At 73.5% G+C, this 21,565-nt stretch carries 23 protein-coding genes; 12 read left to right on the top strand and 11 right to left on the bottom strand.

Features of this window, described 5'->3' with window-relative positions:
• Positions 1-10: 10 nt before the first annotated feature.
• Positions 11-865: a xanthine dehydrogenase accessory protein XdhC gene (gene xdhC / locus M1L56_RS01085; protein ID WP_248597804.1), complete on the top strand. Its 855-nt coding sequence runs from the start codon at positions 11-13 to the stop codon at positions 863-865.
• Here xdhC and M1L56_RS01080 read toward each other — a convergent pair.
• The 4 genes from M1L56_RS01080 to M1L56_RS01065 all read right to left on the bottom strand — a co-directional run bounded on the left by M1L56_RS01080 (position 828) and on the right by M1L56_RS01065 (position 5,034).
• Positions 828-1,700 (bottom strand): phosphatase PAP2 family protein, encoded by an 873-nt coding sequence (locus M1L56_RS01080; RefSeq protein ID WP_248597803.1) that lies wholly within the window; start codon positions 1,698-1,700, stop codon positions 828-830. The genes xdhC and M1L56_RS01080 overlap by 38 nt on opposite strands.
• Before the next feature lie 102 nt (positions 1,701-1,802).
• A complete protein-coding gene (locus tag M1L56_RS01075) occupies positions 1,803-2,276 on the bottom strand; it encodes a GNAT family N-acetyltransferase (RefSeq protein WP_248597802.1) in 474 nt (157 codons plus the stop codon).
• A gap of 46 nt (positions 2,277-2,322) precedes the next feature.
• A complete protein-coding gene (locus M1L56_RS01070; protein ID WP_248597801.1) occupies positions 2,323-3,600 on the bottom strand; it encodes a multidrug effflux MFS transporter in 1,278 nt (425 codons plus the stop codon).
• Positions 3,601-3,828: 228 nt separating this feature from the next.
• A complete protein-coding gene (locus tag M1L56_RS01065) occupies positions 3,829-5,034 on the bottom strand; it encodes an ROK family transcriptional regulator (RefSeq protein WP_248597800.1) in 1,206 nt (401 codons plus the stop codon).
• Between the two features lie 162 nt (positions 5,035-5,196).
• Between M1L56_RS01065 and M1L56_RS01060 the strand changes: the two genes are divergently transcribed.
• The 6 genes from M1L56_RS01060 (at position 5,197) to M1L56_RS01035 (ending at position 11,868) form a co-directional block, all read left to right on the top strand.
• Entirely contained in the window at positions 5,197-6,483 is a 1,287-nt protein-coding gene (locus tag M1L56_RS01060) for an ABC transporter substrate-binding protein (protein ID WP_157356805.1), read from the top strand.
• A gap of 4 nt (positions 6,484-6,487) precedes the next feature.
• A complete protein-coding gene (locus M1L56_RS01055) occupies positions 6,488-7,486 on the top strand; it encodes a carbohydrate ABC transporter permease (protein WP_067948944.1) in 999 nt (332 codons plus the stop codon).
• 1 nt (position 7,487) lies between these two features.
• Positions 7,488-8,390, top strand: a complete 903-nt coding sequence (locus M1L56_RS01050) for a carbohydrate ABC transporter permease (protein ID WP_067948946.1) — start codon at positions 7,488-7,490, stop codon at positions 8,388-8,390.
• The gene (locus M1L56_RS01045) at positions 8,387-10,819 is read left to right on the top strand and encodes a beta-glucosidase (RefSeq protein ID WP_248597799.1); all 2,433 of its coding nucleotides are present in this window, start codon (positions 8,387-8,389) and stop codon (positions 10,817-10,819) included. The genes M1L56_RS01050 and M1L56_RS01045 overlap by 4 nt, the downstream gene beginning before the upstream one ends.
• A gap of 279 nt (positions 10,820-11,098) precedes the next feature.
• Positions 11,099-11,530, top strand: a complete 432-nt coding sequence (locus M1L56_RS01040; RefSeq protein ID WP_248597798.1) for a RidA family protein — start codon at positions 11,099-11,101, stop codon at positions 11,528-11,530.
• Positions 11,527-11,868, top strand: coding sequence for a transcription initiation protein (locus M1L56_RS01035; protein ID WP_248597797.1), 342 nt, complete (start codon positions 11,527-11,529; stop codon positions 11,866-11,868). The genes M1L56_RS01040 and M1L56_RS01035 overlap by 4 nt, the downstream gene beginning before the upstream one ends.
• Before the next feature lie 13 nt (positions 11,869-11,881).
• Here the strand turns inward: M1L56_RS01035 and M1L56_RS01030 are convergent, their stop codons facing one another.
• Both M1L56_RS01030 and M1L56_RS01025 read right to left on the bottom strand, forming a co-directional pair.
• Complete coding sequence (locus tag M1L56_RS01030; RefSeq protein WP_067948956.1) at positions 11,882-12,151, bottom strand: hypothetical protein; 270 nt, start codon at positions 12,149-12,151, stop codon at positions 11,882-11,884.
• Positions 12,152-12,187: 36 nt separating this feature from the next.
• The gene (locus M1L56_RS01025; protein WP_248597796.1) at positions 12,188-13,222 is read right to left on the bottom strand and encodes a LacI family DNA-binding transcriptional regulator; all 1,035 of its coding nucleotides are present in this window, start codon (positions 13,220-13,222) and stop codon (positions 12,188-12,190) included.
• 121 nt (positions 13,223-13,343) lie between these two features.
• Here M1L56_RS01025 and xylA point away from each other — a divergent pair, with 121 nt between their 5' ends.
• The 3 genes from xylA (at position 13,344) to M1L56_RS01010 (ending at position 17,350) form a co-directional block, all read left to right on the top strand.
• Positions 13,344-14,537: a xylose isomerase gene (gene xylA, locus M1L56_RS01020; RefSeq protein WP_067948960.1), complete on the top strand. Its 1,194-nt coding sequence runs from the start codon at positions 13,344-13,346 to the stop codon at positions 14,535-14,537.
• 141 nt (positions 14,538-14,678) lie between these two features.
• The gene (xylB, locus tag M1L56_RS01015; protein WP_248597795.1) at positions 14,679-16,094 is read left to right on the top strand and encodes a xylulokinase; all 1,416 of its coding nucleotides are present in this window, start codon (positions 14,679-14,681) and stop codon (positions 16,092-16,094) included.
• On the top strand, positions 16,091-17,350 hold the full coding sequence (locus M1L56_RS01010) for an endo-1,4-beta-xylanase (RefSeq protein ID WP_248597794.1): 1,260 nt from the start codon (positions 16,091-16,093) through the stop codon (positions 17,348-17,350). Before xylB ends, M1L56_RS01010 begins: the two co-directional genes overlap by 4 nt.
• 88 nt (positions 17,351-17,438) lie before the next feature.
• Here the strand turns inward: M1L56_RS01010 and M1L56_RS01005 are convergent, their stop codons facing one another.
• The 5 genes from M1L56_RS01005 to M1L56_RS00985 all read right to left on the bottom strand — a co-directional run bounded on the left by M1L56_RS01005 (position 17,439) and on the right by M1L56_RS00985 (position 20,975).
• Positions 17,439-18,542 carry a glycerate kinase gene (locus M1L56_RS01005; RefSeq protein WP_248597793.1) on the bottom strand — a complete coding sequence of 368 codons (1,104 nt, stop codon included), beginning with the start codon at positions 18,540-18,542 and terminating at the stop codon, positions 17,439-17,441.
• Positions 18,539-19,294: a ThuA domain-containing protein gene (locus tag M1L56_RS01000; protein ID WP_248597792.1), complete on the bottom strand. Its 756-nt coding sequence runs from the start codon at positions 19,292-19,294 to the stop codon at positions 18,539-18,541. Before M1L56_RS01000 ends, M1L56_RS01005 begins: the two co-directional genes overlap by 4 nt.
• A complete protein-coding gene (locus M1L56_RS00995) occupies positions 19,291-19,674 on the bottom strand; it encodes a bleomycin resistance protein (protein ID WP_248597791.1) in 384 nt (127 codons plus the stop codon). The genes M1L56_RS01000 and M1L56_RS00995 overlap by 4 nt, the downstream gene beginning before the upstream one ends.
• Before the next feature lie 52 nt (positions 19,675-19,726).
• A complete protein-coding gene (locus M1L56_RS00990) occupies positions 19,727-20,263 on the bottom strand; it encodes a putative immunity protein (RefSeq protein ID WP_248597790.1) in 537 nt (178 codons plus the stop codon).
• A gap of 61 nt (positions 20,264-20,324) precedes the next feature.
• Positions 20,325-20,975 (bottom strand): TMEM175 family protein, encoded by a 651-nt coding sequence (locus M1L56_RS00985; RefSeq protein WP_248597789.1) that lies wholly within the window; start codon positions 20,973-20,975, stop codon positions 20,325-20,327.
• A 78-nt stretch (positions 20,976-21,053) separates the two neighbouring features.
• Here M1L56_RS00985 and M1L56_RS00980 point away from each other — a divergent pair, with 78 nt between their 5' ends.
• Both M1L56_RS00980 and M1L56_RS00975 read left to right on the top strand, forming a co-directional pair.
• On the top strand, positions 21,054-21,338 hold the full coding sequence (locus M1L56_RS00980) for a hypothetical protein (protein ID WP_248597788.1): 285 nt from the start codon (positions 21,054-21,056) through the stop codon (positions 21,336-21,338).
• Between the two features lie 15 nt (positions 21,339-21,353).
• On the top strand, positions 21,354-21,500 hold the full coding sequence (locus M1L56_RS00975; RefSeq protein WP_248597787.1) for a hypothetical protein: 147 nt from the start codon (positions 21,354-21,356) through the stop codon (positions 21,498-21,500).
• Positions 21,501-21,565 lie beyond the last annotated feature (65 nt).

The raw sequence follows: 21,565 nt of genomic DNA, 5'->3' as shown, positions 1-21,565 counted from the left end.
CGGAGCGACCATGGACTGGCTCGACGCACTGCAGCGGCTGCGGGAGACCCGCACGCCCGCGGTGCTCGTCACGCTCGCGACCGTGCGCGGACACGCGCCCCGCAACGGCGGCGCGAAGATGGTGGTCGCCTCCGGCGACGCGTTCGGCAGCGTGGGCGGCGGCAACCTCGAGGAGACCGCCGTCCGGCGCGCCCGCGAGATGCTCGACGCCGGCGCGGTGGAGCCCGAGCTGCTGACGCTCACACTGAGCGACCGGGCCGTCGTCGACTACGGCGTGCAGTGCTGCGGGGGCGAGGTGACCCTGCTGCTCGAACCGGTGCCGGTGGTGCCGGTCGTCGCGATCTTCGGCCTCGGCCACGTGGGGCTGGAGCTCGCGCGGGTGCTCGCGCGGCATCCGCTGCGACTCGACCTGGTCGACTCGCGCGCCGAGATGCTCTCGCCCGACCGGATCGGCGTGCCGGGTCGGACCGGGCCCTTCGCCGACGCCGTCGCCGACCTGCGGCGGCACCACCTGCCGGTGCCCGAGTCGGCGCTCGCCGACCTGCCCGGCGGCGCGCACGTGCTCGTGATGACGCACGACCACGCGGAGGACCTCGCGATCTGCGACATGGCGCTGCGCACGCCCGCGCTCGGCTCGATCGGGCTCATCGGCTCGCGATCGAAGTGGGCGCGGTTCCGGACGCGACTGCGCGAGGCGGGACACGGCGACGCCGCGCTCGAGCGCATCACGACGCCCATCGGCATCGACGGCATCCGCTCGAAGGAACCCGCGGCGATCGCGGTGAGCGTCGCCGCACGGGTGCTGCAGCTCGTCGAGGGGGCGGCGGTCAGGACGCCGTCGCGCGAGGGCGCGCGGGCGGAGTGACGTGCGCCTCGGCGCGCAGCCGGTTGCGTTCGGCGATCCTCGCCGCCCGGTCGAGCCGTTCGCGCTCGAGGCGACGGGCGAACAGGGTCCAGACCAGCAGCGCCACGCCCGCGCCGATGAGCGCTCCGCCGATCGTGTCGGTGAACCAGTGCACCCCGAGGTAGGTGCGGCTGATGGCCATGAGGATCGTGTAGAGCGCGCCGACGATCCACACCCAGAGCTTGGGCACGATGATGCCGATCGCGACCGCGATCGTCGCCGCGTTCGCCACATGCCCCGACGGGAATGAGCCGAAGTCGGATGCCACGAGCATGTCCTCCGGACGTGCCCGGCCGAAGAGGTTCTTCAGCAGCTGCACCACGCCCGCGCTCGCGACCGACGCGACGATGAAGAACAGCGCACCCCACGGCCGCCGGGCGATGAGGAGGATCACCGCGGTGACGATCGGCACGACGAACACGCCCACGATGCCGCCGCCGAGCGCATCCATGCCGAACGCGAAGATGTTCGCGATCCCGCCGCGCAGGGCGAAGATGTCCTCCGCCCACTCCTCGTCGATCTCGAACAGCGAATCGGCGCGGAGCGCGAGGATCAGGCCGAGCAGCGCCGCGATGACCACCGAGGCGATGCCGACCGCGAGCGGGGCGAAGCGGCCCACGTACTCGGTGCGCGCCTCGCGAGCGCGGGGGTTCAGTTCGTCGGCGCGCGCCGCCGCCCGTCCCTCGGTGACCGCCGCGCCCTGGGCGCGCCAGCCGAGCCGGCGGTGGGGGTTCGGGGCGTCACCCGGGTCGGGCGAATCGGTCGGGTGCTCCGCGGTGCGGTCCGGTGCGCTCATCCTCCAACGCTAGTCGGCGACCCGGGGACGACCTGAGAACGGATGCCGCGTGCCACGTCGCCGCATCGAGGGGCCCGCGGCATCCGTCGCCGTCGCCGTCGGTCAGAGCTCGCGGAGGTAGAACAGCATGCGGTAGTCGGTGCCCGGCTCGATGTTCGCGAAGCCGTGCCGCTCGTAGAACCGCCGGGTGTCGACGTCGACCTCGTCGACGTTGATGTGCATCTCGATCGCGCCGCGGCCGCGCACGTCGGCGAGCGCGCGGGTGAGCAGCCGGGTGCCGATGCCGCGGTCGCGCAGCTCGGGCCGCACGTAGAGCTCCTCGAGCTGGGCGAGCGGTCCGTCGCCGTACGGTGTGGGGCGCAGCGTCAGGTACGCGAACCCGACCGGCTCCGGGTCCTCGGCGAGGAGGACGATCACGTCGTCGCGCTCGAGGAGCGTCGCGAAGCGCGCCGCGAACGCCTCGGCCGACGGCGTCGGCGATTCGAACTCGGTGTTGAAGTCGAACAGCAGGCCGCCGACGACCGCCGCGTCCGCCGCCGTCGCCGCCCGGACCTCGCATCGTGCCGATGAACCCACTGCGCCGCTCCGCTCCCCTCGGCTGCGAGCGTAGCGCGCTCCCGCGTCAGTCGGACAGGGCGGGGACCGTCGACGGCCGCACGAGCAGCCACACCGACGCGACCGCGATCACCGCGGCGCCGGCCATCACGACGGCCATCGGCACGGCGGTGCCGACGCCCATCAGGCCCGCGAGCGGCGAGAGCGCGCCGGCGAGGCCGAAGTTCAGCGCACCCAGCAGCGACGCGGCCGTGCCGGCCTCGGCGCCGTGGTTGGCGAGGGCGAGCACCTGCACGGCGGGGAAGGTGAACCCGCACGCGGCGATGTAGATCCAGAGCGGGACGGCCGTGCCCCAGAAGCCCGCGCCGGAGCTGTCGAGCACGATGATCGCGGCCGCCATCGCCAGGTGGATGACCGTCGTGCCGGCGATGATGTACTGCGGCGGGATGGGCCCGCGGATGAGCCGCGACGACACCTGCACGCCGATGACGACGCCGATCGAGTTCACGGCGAAGAGGATGCCGTACTCCTGCGGTGAGAAGTCGTACACCTGCTGGAACAGGAACGACGAGGTCGAGAGGTACGCGAACAGGCCGGTGAACGTCATGCCGCCGACGAGCGCCGCACCCAGGTAGACCCGGTCGCGGAACAGCGCGCGGTACCGCTCGCGCATCGACGAGTGCCCGGCGACGTGCCGACGCGACTCGGGCAGCGTCTCGACGATGAGGAACATCACGGCGAGCACGACGACGAGGCCGTAGGCGCCGAGCACCCAGAACAGGCCGCGCCAGTCCATGACCTGCATGAGCTGCGAGCCGACGACCGGTGCGACGACGGGCGCGAGGCCGACCACGAGCGCGAGCCGCGACAGCATGCGCACGAGCGGCTTGCCGCCGAAGAGGTCGCGCACCATGGCCATCGCGACCACGCCGCCCGCGGCGGCACCGAAGCCCTGCAGCAGGCGGAACGCGGTGAGCCAGGCGATGTCCGGCGCGAGGGCGGCGGCGACGGATGCCGCGATGTGCACGATCGTCGAGAGGATGAGTGGTAGGCGGCGACCGACCTTGTCGCTCCACGGGCCGACGACGAGCTGGCCGAGGCCGAAGCCGATCATCGTGCCGGTGATGGTCACCTGGATGGCGGCGGCGTTGACGCCGAGCTCGGCCTCGAGCGCGGGGAACGCGGGCAGGTACAGGTCGATGGTGAACGGCCCGAGCGCGGTGAGCGCGCCGAGCACGATCACGTAGACGAGCCGCTGGCGGCGGCTCAGGAGGTCGCCGGGGTGGCGGCCGGGGCTCGCGGCATGGTCGTCGGGGCGGACGATGGGGATGGAAGCGGTGGACATAGGCGGTTCCCGTGCGTGCTGGATGGCGGTCGTGCGGTGCGGTCGGGTGGGCTGCGCGGCGCGCGCCGTCGGGCGCCAGCGAACGGAAACGGCGCCCGCGGGCGCCGTTCTCGGGAATCGCGGCCGGCTCGAAGCCCGGCTCGAATCGATTCGACTCGGAACAGTCTAACCGCGCCCCCGGGGTTTCGCGCAAGCGGGAACTTTTCCGCCCGCCGCTCGTAACGGGTCCTAGTCGACCGCCGCCGGGTGGGCGGCGGCGAGCGGGTCGGCGAGGAGCGACGCGAACGCCGCCTCCGCCGCGCCGATCATGAGCCGGTCCTCGCCGAGGGCCGCGACGACGAGGTCGACGTCCTCGGCGGCGGCCGGCATCGCCTGGGCGGCCACCGCGGCACGGAGCGCCTCCGGGTCCTGGTCTGCGAGCGTCGCGAGGAACCCGCCGAGGATGACCAGCGACGGGTTCAGCACGTTGACCGCGTTCGCCAGCGCCGTGGCGAGGATGCGACGCTGCCGGTCGAGCTCGTCGGCGATGGCCGCCCCGCGCTCGCCGTCGGCCGCGAGCGCGTCGCGGATCGCTGCGGCGAGCGTCGGCTCGTCGGCAGTGCGCAGTCCGACGGCCTCGAGCAGGCGCGTGCGGCTCACCTCGTCCTCGAGCACGCCGCCCACGGCGCGACGGTCGACGGATGCCGCGATGCCGGGCCGGTTCTGCCCGAACTCCCCCGCGTACCCGCTCGTGCCGCCCACGGGCCGGCCGTGCACGATGAGCCCGCCGCCGATGCCGCTCGCGCCGCCGTTGAGGTATACGAGGTCGTCGACGCCGCGCCCGGCGCCGAACAGGTGCTCGGCGATCGCGCCGAGGCTCGCGTCGTTGCCGACCGCGGCCGGCAGTCCCGTGGCCTCCTCGACGAAGGCGCGGACCGGCGCGTCCCGCCATTCGAGGTGCGGCGCGAACCGGACGAGCCCGTCGGCGGCGCGCACGAGACCGGGCACGGCGAGGCCCACGCCGGCGAACCGCGCGTCGGGCAGCTCGCGGCTGCGCCATCCGTCGATCGCGTCGGCCGTGAGGCGCGCCACCTCCTCGGGCGACACGAGCCCGTCGACGTCGATGCGGCGGCGGGCGGAGATGCGGCCGCCGAGGCCCACGGCCGCGAGCGTGACCGCGTCGACCTCGGGATTCACGGCGACGGCGACGAGCGCCGGGTGCGGGGCGACGACGGGCGACGGCCGGCCCACGCGGTTCGTGGGGTCGGGTGCGCGCTCCTCGACGAGGCCGAAGTCGACGAGCTCGCCGGCGAGTGCCGCGATCGTCGACCGGTTGAGTCCGGTCAGCGCGGTGAGGCGCGCGCGGGAGAGCGGCCCCTCGAGGTGCACGAGGCCGAGCACGCGCGCGAGATTGCGGCGATGCACGCCGTCGAAACTTCCGTTCCGGTCTGACACGGCATCCACTCTAGGGACGCGGCCGTCGCTCGGGCAGAGGACGCGCGATATTTGTTGCGCTTGACCCCAAATGGTCGCCAGCGTATATTCAAGACGTCCAGATCACTTTCGACGTTGTGGTCGAAACTTTCGAGAGGTTCAATGATGAACAGACGCAGCACCATGAGGCTCGTCACGCTCACCGCCGCGACGGGTCTCGCACTCGCCTCGCTCACCGCCTGCAGCAGCGGTGACGGCGGCGGCGGCGAGGGCGGCGGTGACGGCGAGGTCACCATCACCTGGTGGCACAACGGCACCACCGGCCCGCTCCCCCAGGTGTGGGAGGAGGTCGCGCAGGAGTTCGAGGCCGACCACCCGGGCGTCAACGTCGAGCAGACGGGCTACCAGAACGAGGAGCTGCAGCGCACGCTCATCCCGAACGCGCTGGCCGCCGGCGACCCGCCGGACCTCTTCCAGGTCTGGCCGGGCGGCGAGCTGCGCGACCAGGTCGAGAACGGCTACCTGATGCCGCTCGACGACGAGATCCCGGACACCATCGAGAGCGTCGGCGCCGCCGTGAACCCCTGGCAGGTCGACGGCGAGACCTACGCCATCCCGTTCACCTTCGGCATCGAGGGCTTCTGGTACAACACCGACCTGTTCGAGCAGGCGGGCATCGACGCGCCGCCGGAGACGTTCGACGAGCTCCTCGACGTCGTCGAGCAGCTGAAGGACGCCGGCATCACCCCCATCGCGGTGGGCGCCGGCGACAAGTGGCCGGCCGCGCACTGGTGGTACCAGTTCGCGCTCAAGTCCTGCTCGCCCGAGGCGCTCGAGGCCGCCGAGGCCGAGAGCGACTTCAGCGACGACTGCTGGGTCGAGGCAGGTGAGCAGCTCGAGGAGTTCCTCGCCATCGAGCCGTTCCAGGAGGGCTTCCTCGGCACCCCCGCCCAGCAGGGCGCGGGCAGCTCCGCGGGCCTCATCGCCAACGGCCAGGCCGCGATGGAGCTCATGGGCCACTGGAACGCCGGCGTCATCGGCGGCCTCACCGCCGACCAGCAGGTGCCCGAGTTCCTCGGCTGGTTCCCGTTCCCGGGCATCGAGGGTGCCGCGGGCGACCCGACCGCCGCACTCGGCGGCGGCGACGGCTACGGCTGCTCGTCGGAGGCCCCGCCGGAGTGCGCCGAGCTGCTCGAGTACATCATGAGCGAAGAGGTCCAGGCGAAGTTCGCCGCGAGCGGCTCCGGCATCCCGACCGTGCCGGCCGCGACCGAGTCGCTCGAGGACGAGAACCTCAAGGCCGTCGCCGACGGCCTCGCGGAGGCCTCCTTCGTCCAGCTCTGGTTCGACACCGCGTTCGGCACGACCGTCGGCAACGCCATGAACGAGGGCATCACGAACCTCTTCGGCGGCTCCGGCTCGCCCGAGGACATCGTGACCAAGATGCAGGACGCCGCGGCGACGCAGTAGCACCATGACCACCGTCCTGAACCCGGCCGGGCCCGCGACTTCCGCGGGCCCGGCCCCCGCCCCGGGCCGTTCGCACCGGCGCTCCGGATCCGTGCGCCAGCGCATCGAGATCGCCGTGCTGATGACCCCGGCACTCGTCCTCTTCCTCGGCTTCGTGATCCTGCCGGTCGTCCTGGCCGCGGTCTACAGCCTCTACAACCTGCCTCCGGCGTTCCGCTGGGAGCACCTGGCCGACCCCGAGCGCTTCGTCGGCCTCGCCAACTACGAGCGCGCCTTCGGCACTCCCGAGTTCGTCCGCGCGATCGGCAACAACTTCTTCATCCTGATCGCGTCGCTGCTCGTGCAGGGCCCGCTCGCGATCGGCATCGCACTGCTGCTGAACCGCCCCATGCGGGGCCGGTCGGTGCTGCGACTCCTGATCTTCGTCCCGTACGTGCTCGCCGAGGTCATCGCGGGCCTGTCGTGGAAGCTGCTGCTGCAGCCGCAGGGCGGCGTGAACGCCGCGCTCGAGGCGATCGGCCTCGGCGAGTGGCGGCAGAACTGGCTCGCCGACCCCGACATCGCGCTGTGGACGCTCTTCTTCATCCTGACCTGGAAGTACCTCGGCTTCGCGATCATCCTGATGCTCGCCGGCCTGCAGGGTGTGCCCGAGGAACTCGCCGAGGCCGCCGCGATCGACGGCGCCAGCTGGTGGCAGATCCAGCGGCACATCACCATCCCGCTGCTCGGCCCGACCATCCGCATCTGGGCGTTCCTGTCGATGATCGGCGCGCTGCAGCTGTTCGACATGGTGTGGGTCACGGTCGCACCGACCGTGCGCAGCATGTCCACCGAGACCATGGCGACGTACATGGTGCAGCAGGGTCAGTTCGCCGGCCAGCCGGGCTACGGCAGCGCCATCGCCGTCATCCTCTTCTTCATCTCGCTGATCGTGGCGCTCGTGTACCAGCGCTTCGCCCTCCGCCGCGACCTCGCCGGCGCCATCACCCGAGGAGTGCGCTGACATGACCGCCACCACCGCCATCACCACGGGCCGGCCGCCCGGCGACCTGCCCGAGCGCCGCCCCGCCGGGCGACGGTTCGACCTCGGACAGCCCTTCGTCTACCTCGTCGCCCTCGTGGTGGCCGCGGTCGCGATCGGCCCCGTCGTGTACGTCTTCCTCGGCGGGTTCCGCACGACCGCCGACCTGAACGCCGACCCCGCGGGCCTGCCCGACCCGTGGACCCTGCAGAACTGGGCGACCGTCCTCGGGGCGCCGCGCTTCTGGGGCAACGTGTTCGCGAGCATCGTGCTCGCCGGAGGCACCACGCTCGGCGTCGTGATCGCGGGCATCATGGCCGCGTTCGTGATCGCCCGGTACGACTTCCGCGGCCGTCAGGGGCTCTACACGCTGTTCACCGCGGGGCTCATGTTCCCGCTGACCGTCGCCGCGCTGCCGCTCACGCTGCTGCTGCGGACACTGGGTCTGCACGGCACGTACCTGGGCGTGATCATCCCGTCGATCGCCTTCGCGCTGCCGACCACGATCATCATCCTCGTGCCATTCCTGCGGGCGATCCCCGACGAGCTCGAGGAGGCCGCGCAGATCGACGGCGCGTCGCGCCTCGGCTTCTTCTGGCGCATCCTGCTGCCGCTGTCGATGCCGGGCCTCGTGACCGTGGGCGTGCTCGCGTTCGTCGGCAGCTGGAACGGCTACCTCCTCCCGCTGCTCGTGATCAGCACCGGCACGCTGCCCCAGGACCTGTGGCCGCTGCCGCTCGGGGTCACCCAGTTCTCGACGCAGTACTCGCAGGACACGGCCGCCGTGCTCGCCTACACGTCGCTGGCCATGATCCCGGCGCTCGTGTTCTTCCTCGCCGCCGAGCGACGCATCGTCGGCGGCCTGCAGGGGGCGGTGAAGGGATGACGCAGCACGACGTGACCGCGACGACCGCGACGACGGATGCCGCGTGGCGCGACGCCGCCCGCCCGGTCGACGAGCGGGTGCAGGCCCTCATCGCCGAGATGACCCTCGACGAGAAGCTCGCCCAGCTCTACGGCGTGTGGGTGGGCGCCTCCGACGACGGCCACGCCGACGTCGCCCCGCACCAGCACGACCTGAACGACGACGTCGACCTCGACGCGCTGCTTCCGTCGGGGCTCGGCCAGATCACCCGTCCGTTCGGCACGGCCCCGGTCGACGCCGCGGTCGGCGCGCTCTCGCTCGTGCGCATGCAGGAGCGGATCGTGGCGGCCAACCGCTTCGGCATCCCCGCGATCGCGCACGACGAGTGCCTCGCCGGGTTCGCCGCGTGGGGCGCGACCGCCTACCCGGTGCCGCTGTCGTGGGGCGCGACGTTCGACCCGGCCCTCGTCGAGCGGATGGCGGGGCGCATCGGCGCCGACATGCGCTCGGTGGGCGTGCACCAGGGCCTCGCGCCCGTGCTCGACGTCGTGCGCGACGCGCGTTGGGGCCGCGTCGAGGAGACCATCGGCGAGGACCCGTACCTGGTCGCGACGGTGGGCACCGCGTACGTGCGCGGGCTCGAGTCATCCGGCATCGTGTCGACCCTGAAGCACTTCGTCGGGTACTCGGCGTCGAAGGCCGGACGCAACCTCGCACCCGTGTCGGTCGGCGCGCGCGAGCTCGCCGACGTGCTGCTGCCGCCGTTCGAGATGGCCGTGCGCGAGGGCGGCGCCCGCAGCGTCATGAACTCGTACTCCGACCTCGACGGCGTGCCGTCCGCCGGCGACCGCTGGCTGCTCACCGAGTTGCTGCGCGAGACGTGGGGCTTCGACGGCACCGTCGTCGCGGACTACTTCGCGGTCGCGTTCCTGAAGCTCCTGCACGGCGTGGCCGACACGTGGGCGGATGCCGCGGCCGGCGCGCTCGAGGCCGGCATCGACGTCGAGCTGCCCACCGTCAAGGCCTTCGGCGAACCGCTGCGGGCCGCGGTCTCAGCTGGCGCGGTGCCGATGTCGCTCGTCGACACGGCGCTCGAGCGCGTGCTGCGGCAGAAGGTCGAGCTCGGCCTGCTCGACGCCGACTGGTCGCCGGTCCCCTCCGCGCTCCAGGGCGTGGGGGCGACGGATGCCGCGGCGGTCCGCGGCACGATCGACCTCGACCCGCCTGGCAACCGCGAGGTCGCCCGCGAGCTCGCCGAGCGAGCGGTCGTGCTCGTGCGCAACGACGGCACCCTGCCGCTCGGCGGCGGCGCGGACGACGCGGACGGTCCAGCCGCGCCCTCCGTCATCGCCGTGATCGGCCCCAACGCCGACGACCCGTACGCGATGCTCGGCTGCTACTCGTTCCCCACCCACGTGGTCACGCAGCACCCGGGCGTGGAGATGGGCATCCGCATCCCGACGCTGCTCGACGCGATCCGCGCCGAGTTCCCGGGCAACGACATCCGTCACGCCCTCGGCACCACCGTCGACGGGGGCGAGACCGAGGGCCTCGCGGATGCCGCGGCGCTGGCCGCCTCGGCCGACGTCGTCGTGCTCGCGCTCGGCGACCGGGCCGGCCTCTTCGGCCGCGGCACGAGCGGCGAGGGCTGCGACGCCGAGTCGCTCGCCCTGCCGGGTGCGCAGCAACAGCTCGTCGACGCCGTGCTCGACACGGGCACGCCCACGGTGCTCGCGCTGCTCGCCGGACGGCCCTACGCCCTCGGGCGCGCGGTCGCGGAGTCGGCCGGGATCGTCCAGGCGTTCTTCACCGGCGAGGAGGGCGCGGGCGCGATCGCGGGCGTGCTGAGCGGCCGGGTCAACCCGTCGGGCCGGCTGCCCGTGTCGATCCCCTCGTCGCCGGGCTCCCAGCCCACGACCTACCTGGCGCCGCCGCTCGCGCGCGCGAGCGACGTGTCGAACCTCGACCCGACTCCGGCGTACCCGTTCGGTCACGGGCTCGGCTACTCGAGCTTCGACTGGCCGGCGTTCGAGGCCGAGGAGGACGCGATCGCGACCGACGGCGCCGCGAGCGTGCGCGTGCGCGTGCGCAACACGGGCACGCGGTCCGGGACGGAGGTCGTGCAGCTGTACCTGCACGACCCGGTCGCCTCGGTCGTGCGGCCCGTGCAGCGGCTGATCGGCTTCGCGCGCGTCGACCTCGACCCCGGCGCGGCCGCCGACGTGTGGTTCACCGTGCCCGCCGACCTCGCGTCGTTCACGTCGCGCTCCGGCGAACGCATCGTCGAGCCCGGCGAGCTCGTCCTGAGCGTGGGCCGCTCGAGCGGCGACCTCGTGCACGCGCACACCGTGCGGCTCGAGGGTCCGGTCCGCGTCGTCGACCACACCCGGCACCTGCACCCGCTCGTCGACGTCGACCTCTCGCCCGCCGAGGAGGCCACCACCGCGTGACCGCCGCGTCCGGCTGAGCGGCCCCGACGGCCGCGCACGCCACCGCCGGCAGCGCGACGGCGTCGCTCGGCGACGGTCGCCGTCCCGGCGGCCGCGGGGCGTCCCACGCCCTGACGCCGAGCGCACGAACCGCGAGGCGGTCGACCGGGTGGAGCGGTCGACCGCCTCGTCGGGCGCGCCCGTCGCCGAGCGGAGCGCCGGCGACGGTCCGGTCGGGCGGACCGGTGGCGGATGTCGGTGCGGGAGTGCAGACTCGCGGGTGAGCCGAGAGGATGCCTCATGCCCGACGTGATCCCGGTCGACCCGAGTCCGCTGCCCCGCAGTCCCGCCTTCGCGCAGGGCATGATCGCGCCGGCGGGTCCGCTGCTCTTCGTCGGCGGCCAGAACGGCACGGATGCCACGGGCGCGCTGCTCCGCGGGCTCCGCGCGCAGACCGAGCAGGCGCTCCGCAACGTGCTCGCGGTCCTCGCCGAGGCCGGCAGCGGCCCCGAGCACGTGGTCAAGCTGAACATCCACCTCGCGCCCGGCATCGACCCGTCCGACGCGTTCGCGGCGAGCGCCGCCGTGTGGGGTTCGCGCCGCACGGCCGTGACGGTGCTCGTCGTCGCCCCCGCGAAGCCCGGCGCCCTCGTCGAGATCGATGCGGTCGCGGCGGTACCGGGAACAGGCGGCGCGCCCGACCGCCCCGAGGGAGAGGAGCACTCACGATGACGAAGTACCTGATCTCGTTCCCGAGCTCGGCGATGGAGGTCTCGCCGGACGAGCTGCCCGCCGTCTCCGACGCCTCGCACGCCGTCGTGCAGGAGGCCAAGGACGCCGGCGTGTGGGTGTTCGGGGGCGGCATCGACGAGAGCGTGCCGCCGGTCATGGTCGCCGCCGACGGCACCGTCACCGCGGGCACGTACCCGCAGACGTCGCGCCTCGATGGCGGCTACGCCGTGCTCGACCTGCCCTCGGCGGAAGCCGCTCACGCGTGGGCGGCGAAGCTCGCCGCCGCGTGCCGATGTGCGCAGGAGGTCCGCGCGTTCGGGTACGACCCCGACAGCTGACCTCCCGGCCGACCTACCAGATGGTGCCGCCGCCGACCGAGATGCCGCCCCAGGTCAGTGCGATGAAAATCGCGGCGAAGACGACGGGGGCGATGCCCTTGCCGTCGCGCGCGAGCCCCTTGAGCAGGGCGATCACGGCGAGGATCGCGGCGACGATCGAGAGGCCGCCGCCGAGGATCAGCCCGATGAACAGCGGGATGGGCATGAGCACGAGGCCGGCGAGCGCGACCCAGAACGCGGCCCAGGCAGTCGGATTGGAGCGGCGTTCGACGGAGGAGGTCATACCCCATTATCCCGTGGCCGCAGCGCGGCGCGGCGCTCAGCCGGCCGGTGGGGCCGTGCTCTCGCGCACCACGAGGCTCGTGGCGAGGTCCATGCGCGGGGTCGGCGCACCGGCGTCGAGCGGCGACTCCGCCAGGCGGATGGCGAGGCGTGCCGCCTCCTCCCCCATGCGGCGCAGGGGCTGGTGCACGGTCGTGAGCTTGGGCGTGAGCCACGCCGCGATCGGGATGTCGTCGTAGCCGACCACCGACAGGTCCTCGGGCACGCGGATGCCGCGCTCGCGCGCCGCCTCGAGCACGCCGAGCGCCTGCATGTCGCTGCCGGCGAAGATCGCCGTGGGCCGCTCGGGCGCGTCGAGCAGGGCGCGGGCGCGGTCGCGTCCGCCGGAGACGTGGAAGTCGCCGAACCGGATCCACGACTCGTCGATCGGCAGGCCGGCCGAGTTCATCGCGGAACGGTATCCGTCGATGCGCGCGAGCGAGCACATCATGTCCTCGGGGCCGGTGATCGCGGCGATGCGGCGGTGGCCGAGCTCGATGAGGTGCCGGGTCGCGGCGAGGCCACCCGACCAGTTCGCCGAGCCCACCGACGGGGCGTCGGCGGACGGGTCGCCCGCCGGGTCGACGATCACGAACGGGATGGCCCGCGCGTGGAGCTGCTCGCGGTACTCGGGCGCGAGGTCGCTGAACACGAGGATCACGCCGACGGGCCGGCGGCGCATGACGCCCTCGACCCAGTCGGGGTCGGGCGAGTGGCGGCTGCCGCTCACGGTGAGCACGACCGACAGTCCGTGCTCCTTGGCGACCGACTCGACGCCGTCGATGAGCTCCATCGACCAGATGCGGTCGAGCTCGTGGAAGACCAGCTCGATGAGCTCCGCGCGCGCCTCGGACCGCGCGGCCCCGCGACGGCGGTACCCCCGCTCGGCCATGACCTGCTCCACGCGGGCGCGGGTGGCGGCGGCGACATCCGCTCGCCCGTTCAGGACCTTCGAGATCGTGGAGAGGGAGACTCCGGCCTCGTCGGCGATCTCGGCGAGCGTGACGCGCTCCGTCGCGGCATCCGTTGACATGTTTCGAAGTCTAGCCACGAAAATTGCGAACGGATGTCGCGCCGCGCCTTGCACCGCGACCGGAGCATCAGTTATGTTGGGCGTGCCAACAAATCGACGACGATGCCCGAAAGGCCCGCACATGGCAGTGACGCCCACCCGCGACGACCAGTTCTCCTTCGGCCTGTGGACCGTGGGCTACAACGGCACCGACCCCTTCGGCGGCCCGACCCGCAACGCGCTCGACGTGGTCCACGTGGTCGAGAAGCTCTCCGAGCTCGGCGCCTACGGACTGACGTTCCACGACGACGACCTGTTCGCCTTCGGCTCCTCGGACGCCGAGCGCCAGACGCAGATCGACCGCCTCAAGCAGGTGCTCGCCGACACGGGCGTCATCGTCCCCATGGTGACCACGAACCTCTTCTCGGCGCCCGTCTTCAAGGACGGCGGCTTCACCTCCAACGACCGCCAGGTCCGCCGCTTCGCGCTCCGCAAGGTGCTGCGCAACATCGACCTCGCCGCCGAGCTCGGCGCGAAGACGTTCGTCATGTGGGGCGGCCGCGAGGGCGCCGAGTACGACGCCGCCAAGGACATCCGCTCGGCACTCGAGCGCTACCGCGAGGCCGTCAACCTGCTCGGCGACTACGTCACCGACAAGGGCTACGACCTGCGCTTCGCGATCGAGCCGAAGCCGAACGAGCCCCGCGGCGACATCCTGCTGCCGACCGTCGGACACGCGCTCGCGTTCATCGACTCGCTCGAGCGCCCCGAGCTCGTCGGCCTCAACCCCGAGGTCGGCCACGAGCAGATGGCGGGCCTCAACTTCGCCGCGGGCATCGCCCAGGCGCTGTACCACGGCAAGCTCTTCCACATCGACCTCAACGGCCAGCGCGGCATCAAGTACGACCAGGACCTCGTGTTCGGCCACGGCGACCTGCACAACGCGTTCGCGCTCGTCGACCTGCTCGAGTTCGGCGGGCCCAACGGCGGCCCGGCGTACGAGGGCCCGCGCCACTTCGACTACAAGCCGAGCCGCACCGAGGACGAGAACGGCGTCTGGGAGTCGGCCGCCGCGAACATGCGCACCTACCTGCTGCTCAAGGAGCGGGCCGCGGCGTTCCGCGCCGACCCCGAGGTCCAGGAGGCGCTCGAGGCCGCGAAGGTGCTCGAGCTCGCGCAGCCCACCCTCGGCGACGGCGAGTCGTACGACGACCTGCTCGCCGACCGCTCGGCGTTCGAGGACTTCGACGCGTCGGCGTACCTCGGCGGCAAGGGCTTCAACTTCGTGCGCCTGCAGCAGCTCGCGACCGAGCACCTGCTCGGCGCGCGCGGCTGACGCGTCGCGCTCGCCGCTCGATCGCCCACCCCACCCATCCGGTGGTCGAGTAGCGACGAAGGAGCGTACCGAGACCTCTCCCCCGGTCTCGATACGCGCTTCGCGCTACTCGACCAGCGGAAACGTCCGAAGGAGGACACCGTGGCCCTCGTCGCCGGCGTCGACTCGTCGACGCAGTCGTGCAAGGTCGTGATCCGGGATGCCGCGACCGGGGCGCTCGTGCGCTCCGGCCGGGCACCGCATCCGGACGGCACCGAGGTCGACCCCGCCGCGTGGTGGGGCGCGCTGCTCAGCGCGTTCGCCGACGCCGGCGGGTTCGACGGCGTCGAGGCCGTGTCGATCGGCGGACAGCAGCACGGCATGGTCGCGCTCGACGCCGAGGGGCGCGTCATCCGCGACGCCCTGCTCTGGAACGACACGCGCTCGGCGCAGGCCGCCCGCGACCTGATCGCCGAGGTCGGCGCCGACGAGTACGCGCGTCGCACCGGCGTCGTGCCCGTCGCGTCGTTCACCGCGACGAAGCTGCGGTGGCTCCGCGACGCCGAACCCGAGAACGCGGCCCGCGTCGCCGCGGTGGCGCTCCCCCACGACTGGCTGACCTGGCGCCTGCGCGGCTACGGTCCCGAGGGCGAGTCGCCGCTCGGTCCCGTGCTCGAGGAGCTCACGACCGACCGGTCCGACGCGAGCGGCACCGCCTACTGGGGCGCCGACGGCTACGACCGCGAGCTGTTCGTCCGGGCGCTCGGCCACGACGCGGTCCTCCCGCACGTGCTCGGCCCCGGCGAGGCCGCCGGTCGCACGCCCGACGGCATCCTCGTCGGGCCCGGCGCGGGCGACAACGCGGCGGCCGCACTCGGGCTCGACGCGGCATCCGGCGACGTGGTCGTCTCGATCGGCACGAGCGGCACGGTGTTCGCCGTGACGGATGCCGCCGTCGCCGACGTCTCGGGAACGGTCGCCGGGTTCGCGGATGCCACGGGGCGGTTCCTGCCGCTCATCGCCACGCTCAACGCCGCGCGCGTGCTCGACGCCACCGCGACGCTGCTCGGCGTCGACCACGCGGAACTCGGTCGCCTCGCGCTCGATGCCGAGCCCGGGGCATCCGGTGCCGTGCTCGTGCCGTACTTCGAGGGCGAGCGCACGCCGAACCTGCCCGACGCCACCGCATCGTTCACCGGACTCACGCTCGCGAACACGACGCGCCCGTCGATCGCGCGCGCCGCCATCGAGGGGCTCCTCTGCGGGCTCGCCGACGGGCTCGACGCCGTGCGCTCGCAGGGCGTCGAGGCGCGCCGGGTGCTGCTCATCGGCGGCGCCGCGCAGAACCCGGCGGTGCGGCGCATCGCCGCGCAGGTGTTCGACGCGCCCGTCGTGGTCCCCGCGCCGGGCGAGTACGTCGCCGACGGCGCCGCCCGACAGGCCTCGTGGGTGCTCCGCGGCGAGCGGCCCGCGTGGCCCGTCGAGATCGCGGACGAACTCGCACCCGACACCCGGCCGACGATCCGATCGCAGTACGCGGTCGCCGCCGCGCGCGCCGCCGAGGAGGCCGCCGCATGACCACCACCGCCCGAGTCGCCGCTGCCGGCGCCGGCCCCGAGCATCGCCTCGGCACGACGACGCTCCAGGTGACGGATGTCACGGGCGCCCCGCTCGCCGACACCGAGGTCGTCGTCGAGCAGACCCGCCATGCGTTCACGTTCGGCAACATCGGCTTCGACCTGGTCGGCCTCGCGAACGGCCGCGGCGAGGCCGGCGACGAGGAGCTCGGCGAGCGCTACGTCGAGGTGTTCAACGCGGCGACGCTGCCGTTCTACTGGCGCGACTTCGAGCCCGAGCCCGGCCGGCCGCGCACCGACGAACTGCGTCGAGCCGCCGAGTGGTTCCGCGACCGCGGCGTCGCGGTGAAGGGGCATCCGCTCGCCTGGCACACGCTCGCGCCGCAGTGGCTCCTCGGCCGACCGCTCGACGAGGTCGAGCAGACGCTGCGCGAACGCATCCGCCGGGACGCCGGCGGGTTCGCGGGCCTCATCGACACGTGGGACGCGATCAACGAGGTCGTGATCATGCCCGTGTTCGAGGCCGAGGAGAACGCGATCACGCCCCTCGCGCGCGAGCGCGGACGCATCCACATGATCCGCCTTGCCTTCGAGGAGGCCCGCGCCGCGAATCCGAAGGCCACCCTCCTGCTCAACGACTTCGACCTCTCGAGCGCGTACGAGTGCCTCATCGAGGGCGTGCTCGAGGCCGGCATCCGCCTCGACGCGATCGGCCTGCAGACGCACATGCACCAGGGCTTCCGCGGCGAGGAGGCGCTCGTGAAGATCGCCGACCGCTTCGCCCGGTACGGCCTGCCGCTGCACTTCACCGAGACCTCGCTCGTCTCGGGCGACCTCATGCCCCGGCACATCGTCGACCTCAACGACTGGCAGGTCGACGAGTGGCCGTCGACGCCCGAGGGCGAGGCCCGCCAGGCCGACGAGCTCGAACGCCACTACCGTGCCCTCGTCGGCCACCCGGCCGTCGAGTCGATCACCTACTGGGGCATCACCGACCGGGGTGCGTGGCTCAACGCCCCCATCGGGCTGCTGCGGGCCGACGGCACGCCCAAGCCCTCGTTCGACGCGCTCCGCGACCTCGTGAAGGGCGAGTGGTGGATGCCGCCGACGACGACGCGAATGGATGCCGCGGGGCGGGTCGCCGTCCGCGGCTTCGCCGGCGACTACGCGGTGCGGCCGGCCCGGTCGACGGATGCCGCGGTCGCGACGTTCACGGTCGCGCGCGGCGCCGACGCCGAGGCATCCGTCTCGCTCTGACCGCGGACGCGAGCGCGCGTTCGCGCGACGAGTGCGCGGCCGTTGGGGCGCGCGCTCGTCGCGCCTCCGCGCACTCGCGGCGCTCCGCTCAGGTGAGGGCGCGGGCGAGCGCGGCGCCGGCCGCCTCGAGCCAGCGGAGCGGCTCGGCCATCGCGGCCGTGCCGCCGCCCGCGAGGTCGGTGAGCGACGCGGCGGCGGCGAAGCCGGAGGCATCCGCGTCGATGGCGCCCGCGACGAGCGCGACCGGCACCCCGGCGGCCGCGGCGCGGGTCGCGACCTCGCGCGGCGCCTTGCCCGCAGCGGACTGGGCGTCGAAGCGGCCCTCCCCCGAGATGACGAGGTCGGCGCGCTCGAGCGCGGCGTCGAGTCCGATCGCGTCGGCCACGGCGCCCGCGCCGGCGGCCATCGTCGCGCCCCACGCCAGCAGCCCGAAGCCCGTTCCGCCGGCGGCCCCCGCACCCGGTGTCGCGGCGAACGCCTCGCCGCCCGGGATCGCGTGCGCGAGCCGCGCGAGATGCTGATCCACCGCATCGATCATCGCCGGCGTGGCGCCCTTCTGCGGCCCGAACACCGCCGCCGCACCGCGAGGGCCGAGCAGCGGATTGGTCACGTCGCCGAGGATCAGCGCGCCGCCGGGCGGGAGCCGGCGCAGCCCGGACAGGTCGACGTGCGCGATGGCGCCGACACCGCGCGCGCCGGACGCCACCGGCTCGCGGTGCCCGTCGAGGAACACGCCGCCGAGCGCGGCGAGCGCGCCCACGCCTCCGTCGGTCGATGCGCTCCCGCCGATCGCGAGCAGCAGCCGCGCGGCGCCCGCGTCGAGTGCCGCGGCGATCGCCTGGCCGAAGCCGAACGTGTGCGCGTCGAGCGGTCGCAGCCGGTCGAGCAGCGTGATGCCGCTCGTGAGCGCGAGTTCGACGACGGCGGTGCCGTCGGGCAGGCGCAGCCACGCGGCATCCGTCGGCCGGTCGTCGGGCCCGCGGACCGTGACGGGCACCCGCTCGGCACCCGGCACGGCCGTGGCGAACGCGTCGAGCGTGCCCTCGCCGCCGTCGGCCATGGGCTTCGCGACGAGCTCGTCGGCGGGCGACACCGTGCGCCAACCGCGTGCGAGCGCCCGCGCGGCATCGGTCGCGGTCGCGGTGCCCTTGAACGAGTCGGGGGCGAGCACGACCAGCCGCCAGGCGCTCACGCCGGCGACACGCCCGTCCACCCGCCCGTCGGCGCCGGCACGTGCGAGAGCCAGTCGAGCGCCCGGGCGAGGAGCGCGCGGTGCTCTGCGGAGTCGTACGACCGGGTGTCGTGGCCGAGCGCGTCGTACACGAGGCGGGACCGCCCGAACTCGCGCGCCCACACCAGCGGGTAGCGGAACCCGCCCTCCTCGTGCTCGGCGATCGGCTCGATGACGTCGTGCAGGCGGAGGCCGGTGTAGCGCTCGTCCTCGAGGGTGAAGTCCTCGAGCCCCTCGCGGATCGGGTGGTTGCCGATGAGGTGCACGCGCGCCTCGCCGAACGGCGGATGCCACGACACGTCGTCCTCCCACCGACCCCCGAGCGCGCGGTGGAACGTCGGGTGGTCGCGAAGGCTCGACGCCGCCGAGTGCACGGCGAGGATGCCGATGCCGCGATCGACCGCGGCCGCGAGCGCGGTGTCGTCGACGGCGGCACCGTCGGACGCCGCGGCGTCGACCCCGTCCGGCAGGGGGCTGTCGGGGTCGCCCGCGTTGACCACGAGCAGGCGCACGTCGTCGCCGAGCGTCGCGAGCGCGGCATCCACGTCGTCGCGCACCTCGACGTCGAACCCCGCCTCGCCGACGATGGCCGCGAGCCGCTCGGTGGTGTCGGGGTACGGATGCCACGGGTCGGCGTACCGCCCGCTGCCGCTCAGGATGATCGCGCGCATGGGAGCCGCCTCGGTCGGCGAGTCGACGGTGGCCGGACTCACGCGGCGGGCTCCTCGATGAGGGTGAGCAGGTTGCCGTCGGGATCGACGAGGTGCCCGGCGCGCAGGCCCCAGTCCTGGCGACGCACCTCGTGCAGTCGCGGGAAGCCCTGCTCGGCGACGGCCACGCCGGACGCCGCGATCGCGTCGGCGAGCTCGTCGACGTCGGCGACCCGGATCGTGCAGCGGCTGGCGCTCTCGGCCGGGTCGAGCTCCGGGAACGGGAAGAACTCGAGCTGGAGCTCGCCGCGGCGGAGGATCAGCCAGCCCTCGTCGCGGAAGCGCCGCTCGAATCCGAATCCGGCGTAGAACGCCTCGGTCGCGTCGAGGTCGCGCGACGGCAGGTTGGGCAGGGCTCGATCACGCGCGGCGGTGTGGGTCATGAGACGCATCATGCCCGTGATCGGGCCCCGCGGCCACCGTCCGGCGCCGGAATCACGCCCGCGCTCGCAGGACCGCGTCGAGGTGGCGCAGGAGCTCGCCCACGCGGCCGCCGCCGCCGGGAGCCGGCGGGTACCGGCGGAGCACGTCGACGACCGCGTCGGGCACGTCCGGGAGCTCCTCGTCGAGGAACGCCTCGCCGACCCCTCGGACGTCGTCGGCCTCGAGCTCGACGGCTCGAGCCGCGCGAGCGGCGGAGCCGAGGATGTGCTTGACCTGGTCGGCGTGCGCGAGCGGATGCAGGAAGGCCGCGCCGGCGGCGGCACTCGCGGCGTGGGCGGCCTCGGCGGCGACGGGCGAGTCCACCGACTGCGTCGCCCGGTAGGCGCCCCAGGCGCTCGTGCGCAGGGCGTTGGTCCGCGCGCCGCCCTCGGCGAAGGCCCAGGCGGCGTCGATGGCCTCGCGCGGTCGCGGATCGTCGGGCGCGTCGCGTTCGAAGAAGGGCAGCACCTCGCTCGCGCACCGTGTCGCGAAGCGCGCCACCTCGCGGAGGTCGTCGTCAGTGAGGTCGATCGCATACGAGTCCCTCATGGCACCATCCTGCACCGCGGACATCGGGATCGGCTGGGCGGTGCGGCGGTCAGCGCGACGGTCAGCGCGACGTTCCTCCCCGCCACCGCGCGACGACCGCCTGTGCCGGGCCGGTGAGCACCATGACGAGCAACGGCGAATAGCCCAGCGCCGGGAACGCGAGCGCCAGCAGCAGGGCGACCGCGAACAGCCCGGCGGTGATGGCTTCTGCGGCGATGCCCGCGGCCATCATCGACGGCGGGATCCGATGCAGCTCCGGATGGGCGCGCAGGAAGAGGCGAACGAGGAGCGAGCAGAGGCTCAACGCGATCATGCTGCCGATGTAGACGATCTTCGCAAGCGCGTCGTCGTCCATCTGCCCGGAGATCGCCGTCGCGACCGGAAGCCAGACGATTGCGAGCAGCCACGGCATCGTCACCCACAGCAGTCCCGGCGAGGCGGCGTCCACGCGCGCGAAGAGCCGGTGGTGGTAGATCCAGAACACCGCGATGAGCGCGAAGCTCACCACGAAGCCGAGCAACTGCGACCGATGCTCGGCGAACCAGTGGGCCGTGTCGCCGTCGCCGCGTGCGACCTCGCCCACGCTCTCGAGGAGCGGGAGGATGAGGAGCGTCATCGCGATGGCGACGACGGCGTCGATGAAGGCGCGCAGGCGCCCGATGTCGACCGACGTGCGCCACTCGTCGGCCCGTGCGCGCCCACCCTCGCTCACGCGTCCCATGCTAGGGCGTCGCCTCCCGGCGGGACCATCGACCCAACGGTGCGGCGGATCCCCGTCGAGACTCGGCGCATGCCCTCCCCACGCAGCGTCGCGCCGACCGTCCTCGCCCCGATCGCCGTCACCGCGCTCGCGCTGCAGTGGTTCGGCCGGACCTACGGGTCGACGGCGGCCGAGCGACACGCGCGGCTTCCGGGCGACGAGGTGGTCGCGCATCCGCAGATCGTGGCGACGCACGCCGCGACGCTGCCCGCTCCGCCCGAGCGGATCTGGCCCTGGCTCGTCCAGGTCGGCTGGCAGCGCGGGGGGTGGTACACGCCGCGCTGGGTCGACGCGCTGCTCTTCCCCGACAACTGACGGGCGACCCGGCTCGTGTTCCGCTGGCGCGCGCGCACCGCGCCGTGCTGGCTCACCGTCGCGGCGCACCTCGTCATCGTCCCCGCCGACTTCATCATGTCGAGGGGGATGCTGCGGGGGCTGCGCGACGGCGTCCGCGAGACGCCCTCGTCCTGGGCCTGAGTCGGCGCCGGCCCCAGGTCGGGCCGGCCGGATGCCGCCGCCTCACCGGGCGCGGCGTACGCTTT

This window comes from Agromyces sp. C10 (assembly GCF_023217995.1).
Taxonomy (GTDB): Bacteria; Actinomycetota; Actinomycetes; order Actinomycetales; family Microbacteriaceae; genus Agromyces; species Agromyces indicus.
The sequence above is the reverse complement of the archived record's forward strand: the minus strand, read 5'-3'. Positions and strand labels throughout refer to the sequence as shown.

Coding starts and splice junctions, on each gene's coding strand:
- xdhC (WP_248597804.1), top strand. CDS start 11: ATGGACTGGCTCGACGCACTGCAGCGGCTGCGGGAGACCCGCACGCCC.
- M1L56_RS01080 (WP_248597803.1), bottom strand. CDS start 1,700: ATGAGCGCACCGGACCGCACCGCGGAGCACCCGACCGATTCGCCCGAC.
- M1L56_RS01070 (WP_248597801.1), bottom strand. CDS start 3,600: ATGTCCACCGCTTCCATCCCCATCGTCCGCCCCGACGACCATGCCGCG.
- M1L56_RS01060 (WP_157356805.1), top strand. CDS start 5,197: ATGAGGCTCGTCACGCTCACCGCCGCGACGGGTCTCGCACTCGCCTCG.
- M1L56_RS01055 (WP_067948944.1), top strand. CDS start 6,488: ATGACCACCGTCCTGAACCCGGCCGGGCCCGCGACTTCCGCGGGCCCG.
- M1L56_RS01050 (WP_067948946.1), top strand. CDS start 7,488: ATGACCGCCACCACCGCCATCACCACGGGCCGGCCGCCCGGCGACCTG.
- M1L56_RS01045 (WP_248597799.1), top strand. CDS start 8,387: ATGACGCAGCACGACGTGACCGCGACGACCGCGACGACGGATGCCGCG.
- M1L56_RS01040 (WP_248597798.1), top strand. CDS start 11,099: ATGCCCGACGTGATCCCGGTCGACCCGAGTCCGCTGCCCCGCAGTCCC.
- M1L56_RS01035 (WP_248597797.1), top strand. CDS start 11,527: ATGACGAAGTACCTGATCTCGTTCCCGAGCTCGGCGATGGAGGTCTCG.
- M1L56_RS01030 (WP_067948956.1), bottom strand. CDS start 12,151: ATGACCTCCTCCGTCGAACGCCGCTCCAATCCGACTGCCTGGGCCGCG.
- M1L56_RS01025 (WP_248597796.1), bottom strand. CDS start 13,222: ATGTCAACGGATGCCGCGACGGAGCGCGTCACGCTCGCCGAGATCGCC.
- xylA (WP_067948960.1), top strand. CDS start 13,344: ATGGCAGTGACGCCCACCCGCGACGACCAGTTCTCCTTCGGCCTGTGG.
- M1L56_RS01010 (WP_248597794.1), top strand. CDS start 16,091: ATGACCACCACCGCCCGAGTCGCCGCTGCCGGCGCCGGCCCCGAGCAT.
- M1L56_RS00995 (WP_248597791.1), bottom strand. CDS start 19,674: ATGACCCACACCGCCGCGCGTGATCGAGCCCTGCCCAACCTGCCGTCG.
- M1L56_RS00990 (WP_248597790.1), bottom strand. CDS start 20,263: ATGAGGGACTCGTATGCGATCGACCTCACTGACGACGACCTCCGCGAG.
- M1L56_RS00980 (WP_248597788.1), top strand. CDS start 21,054: ATGCCCTCCCCACGCAGCGTCGCGCCGACCGTCCTCGCCCCGATCGCC.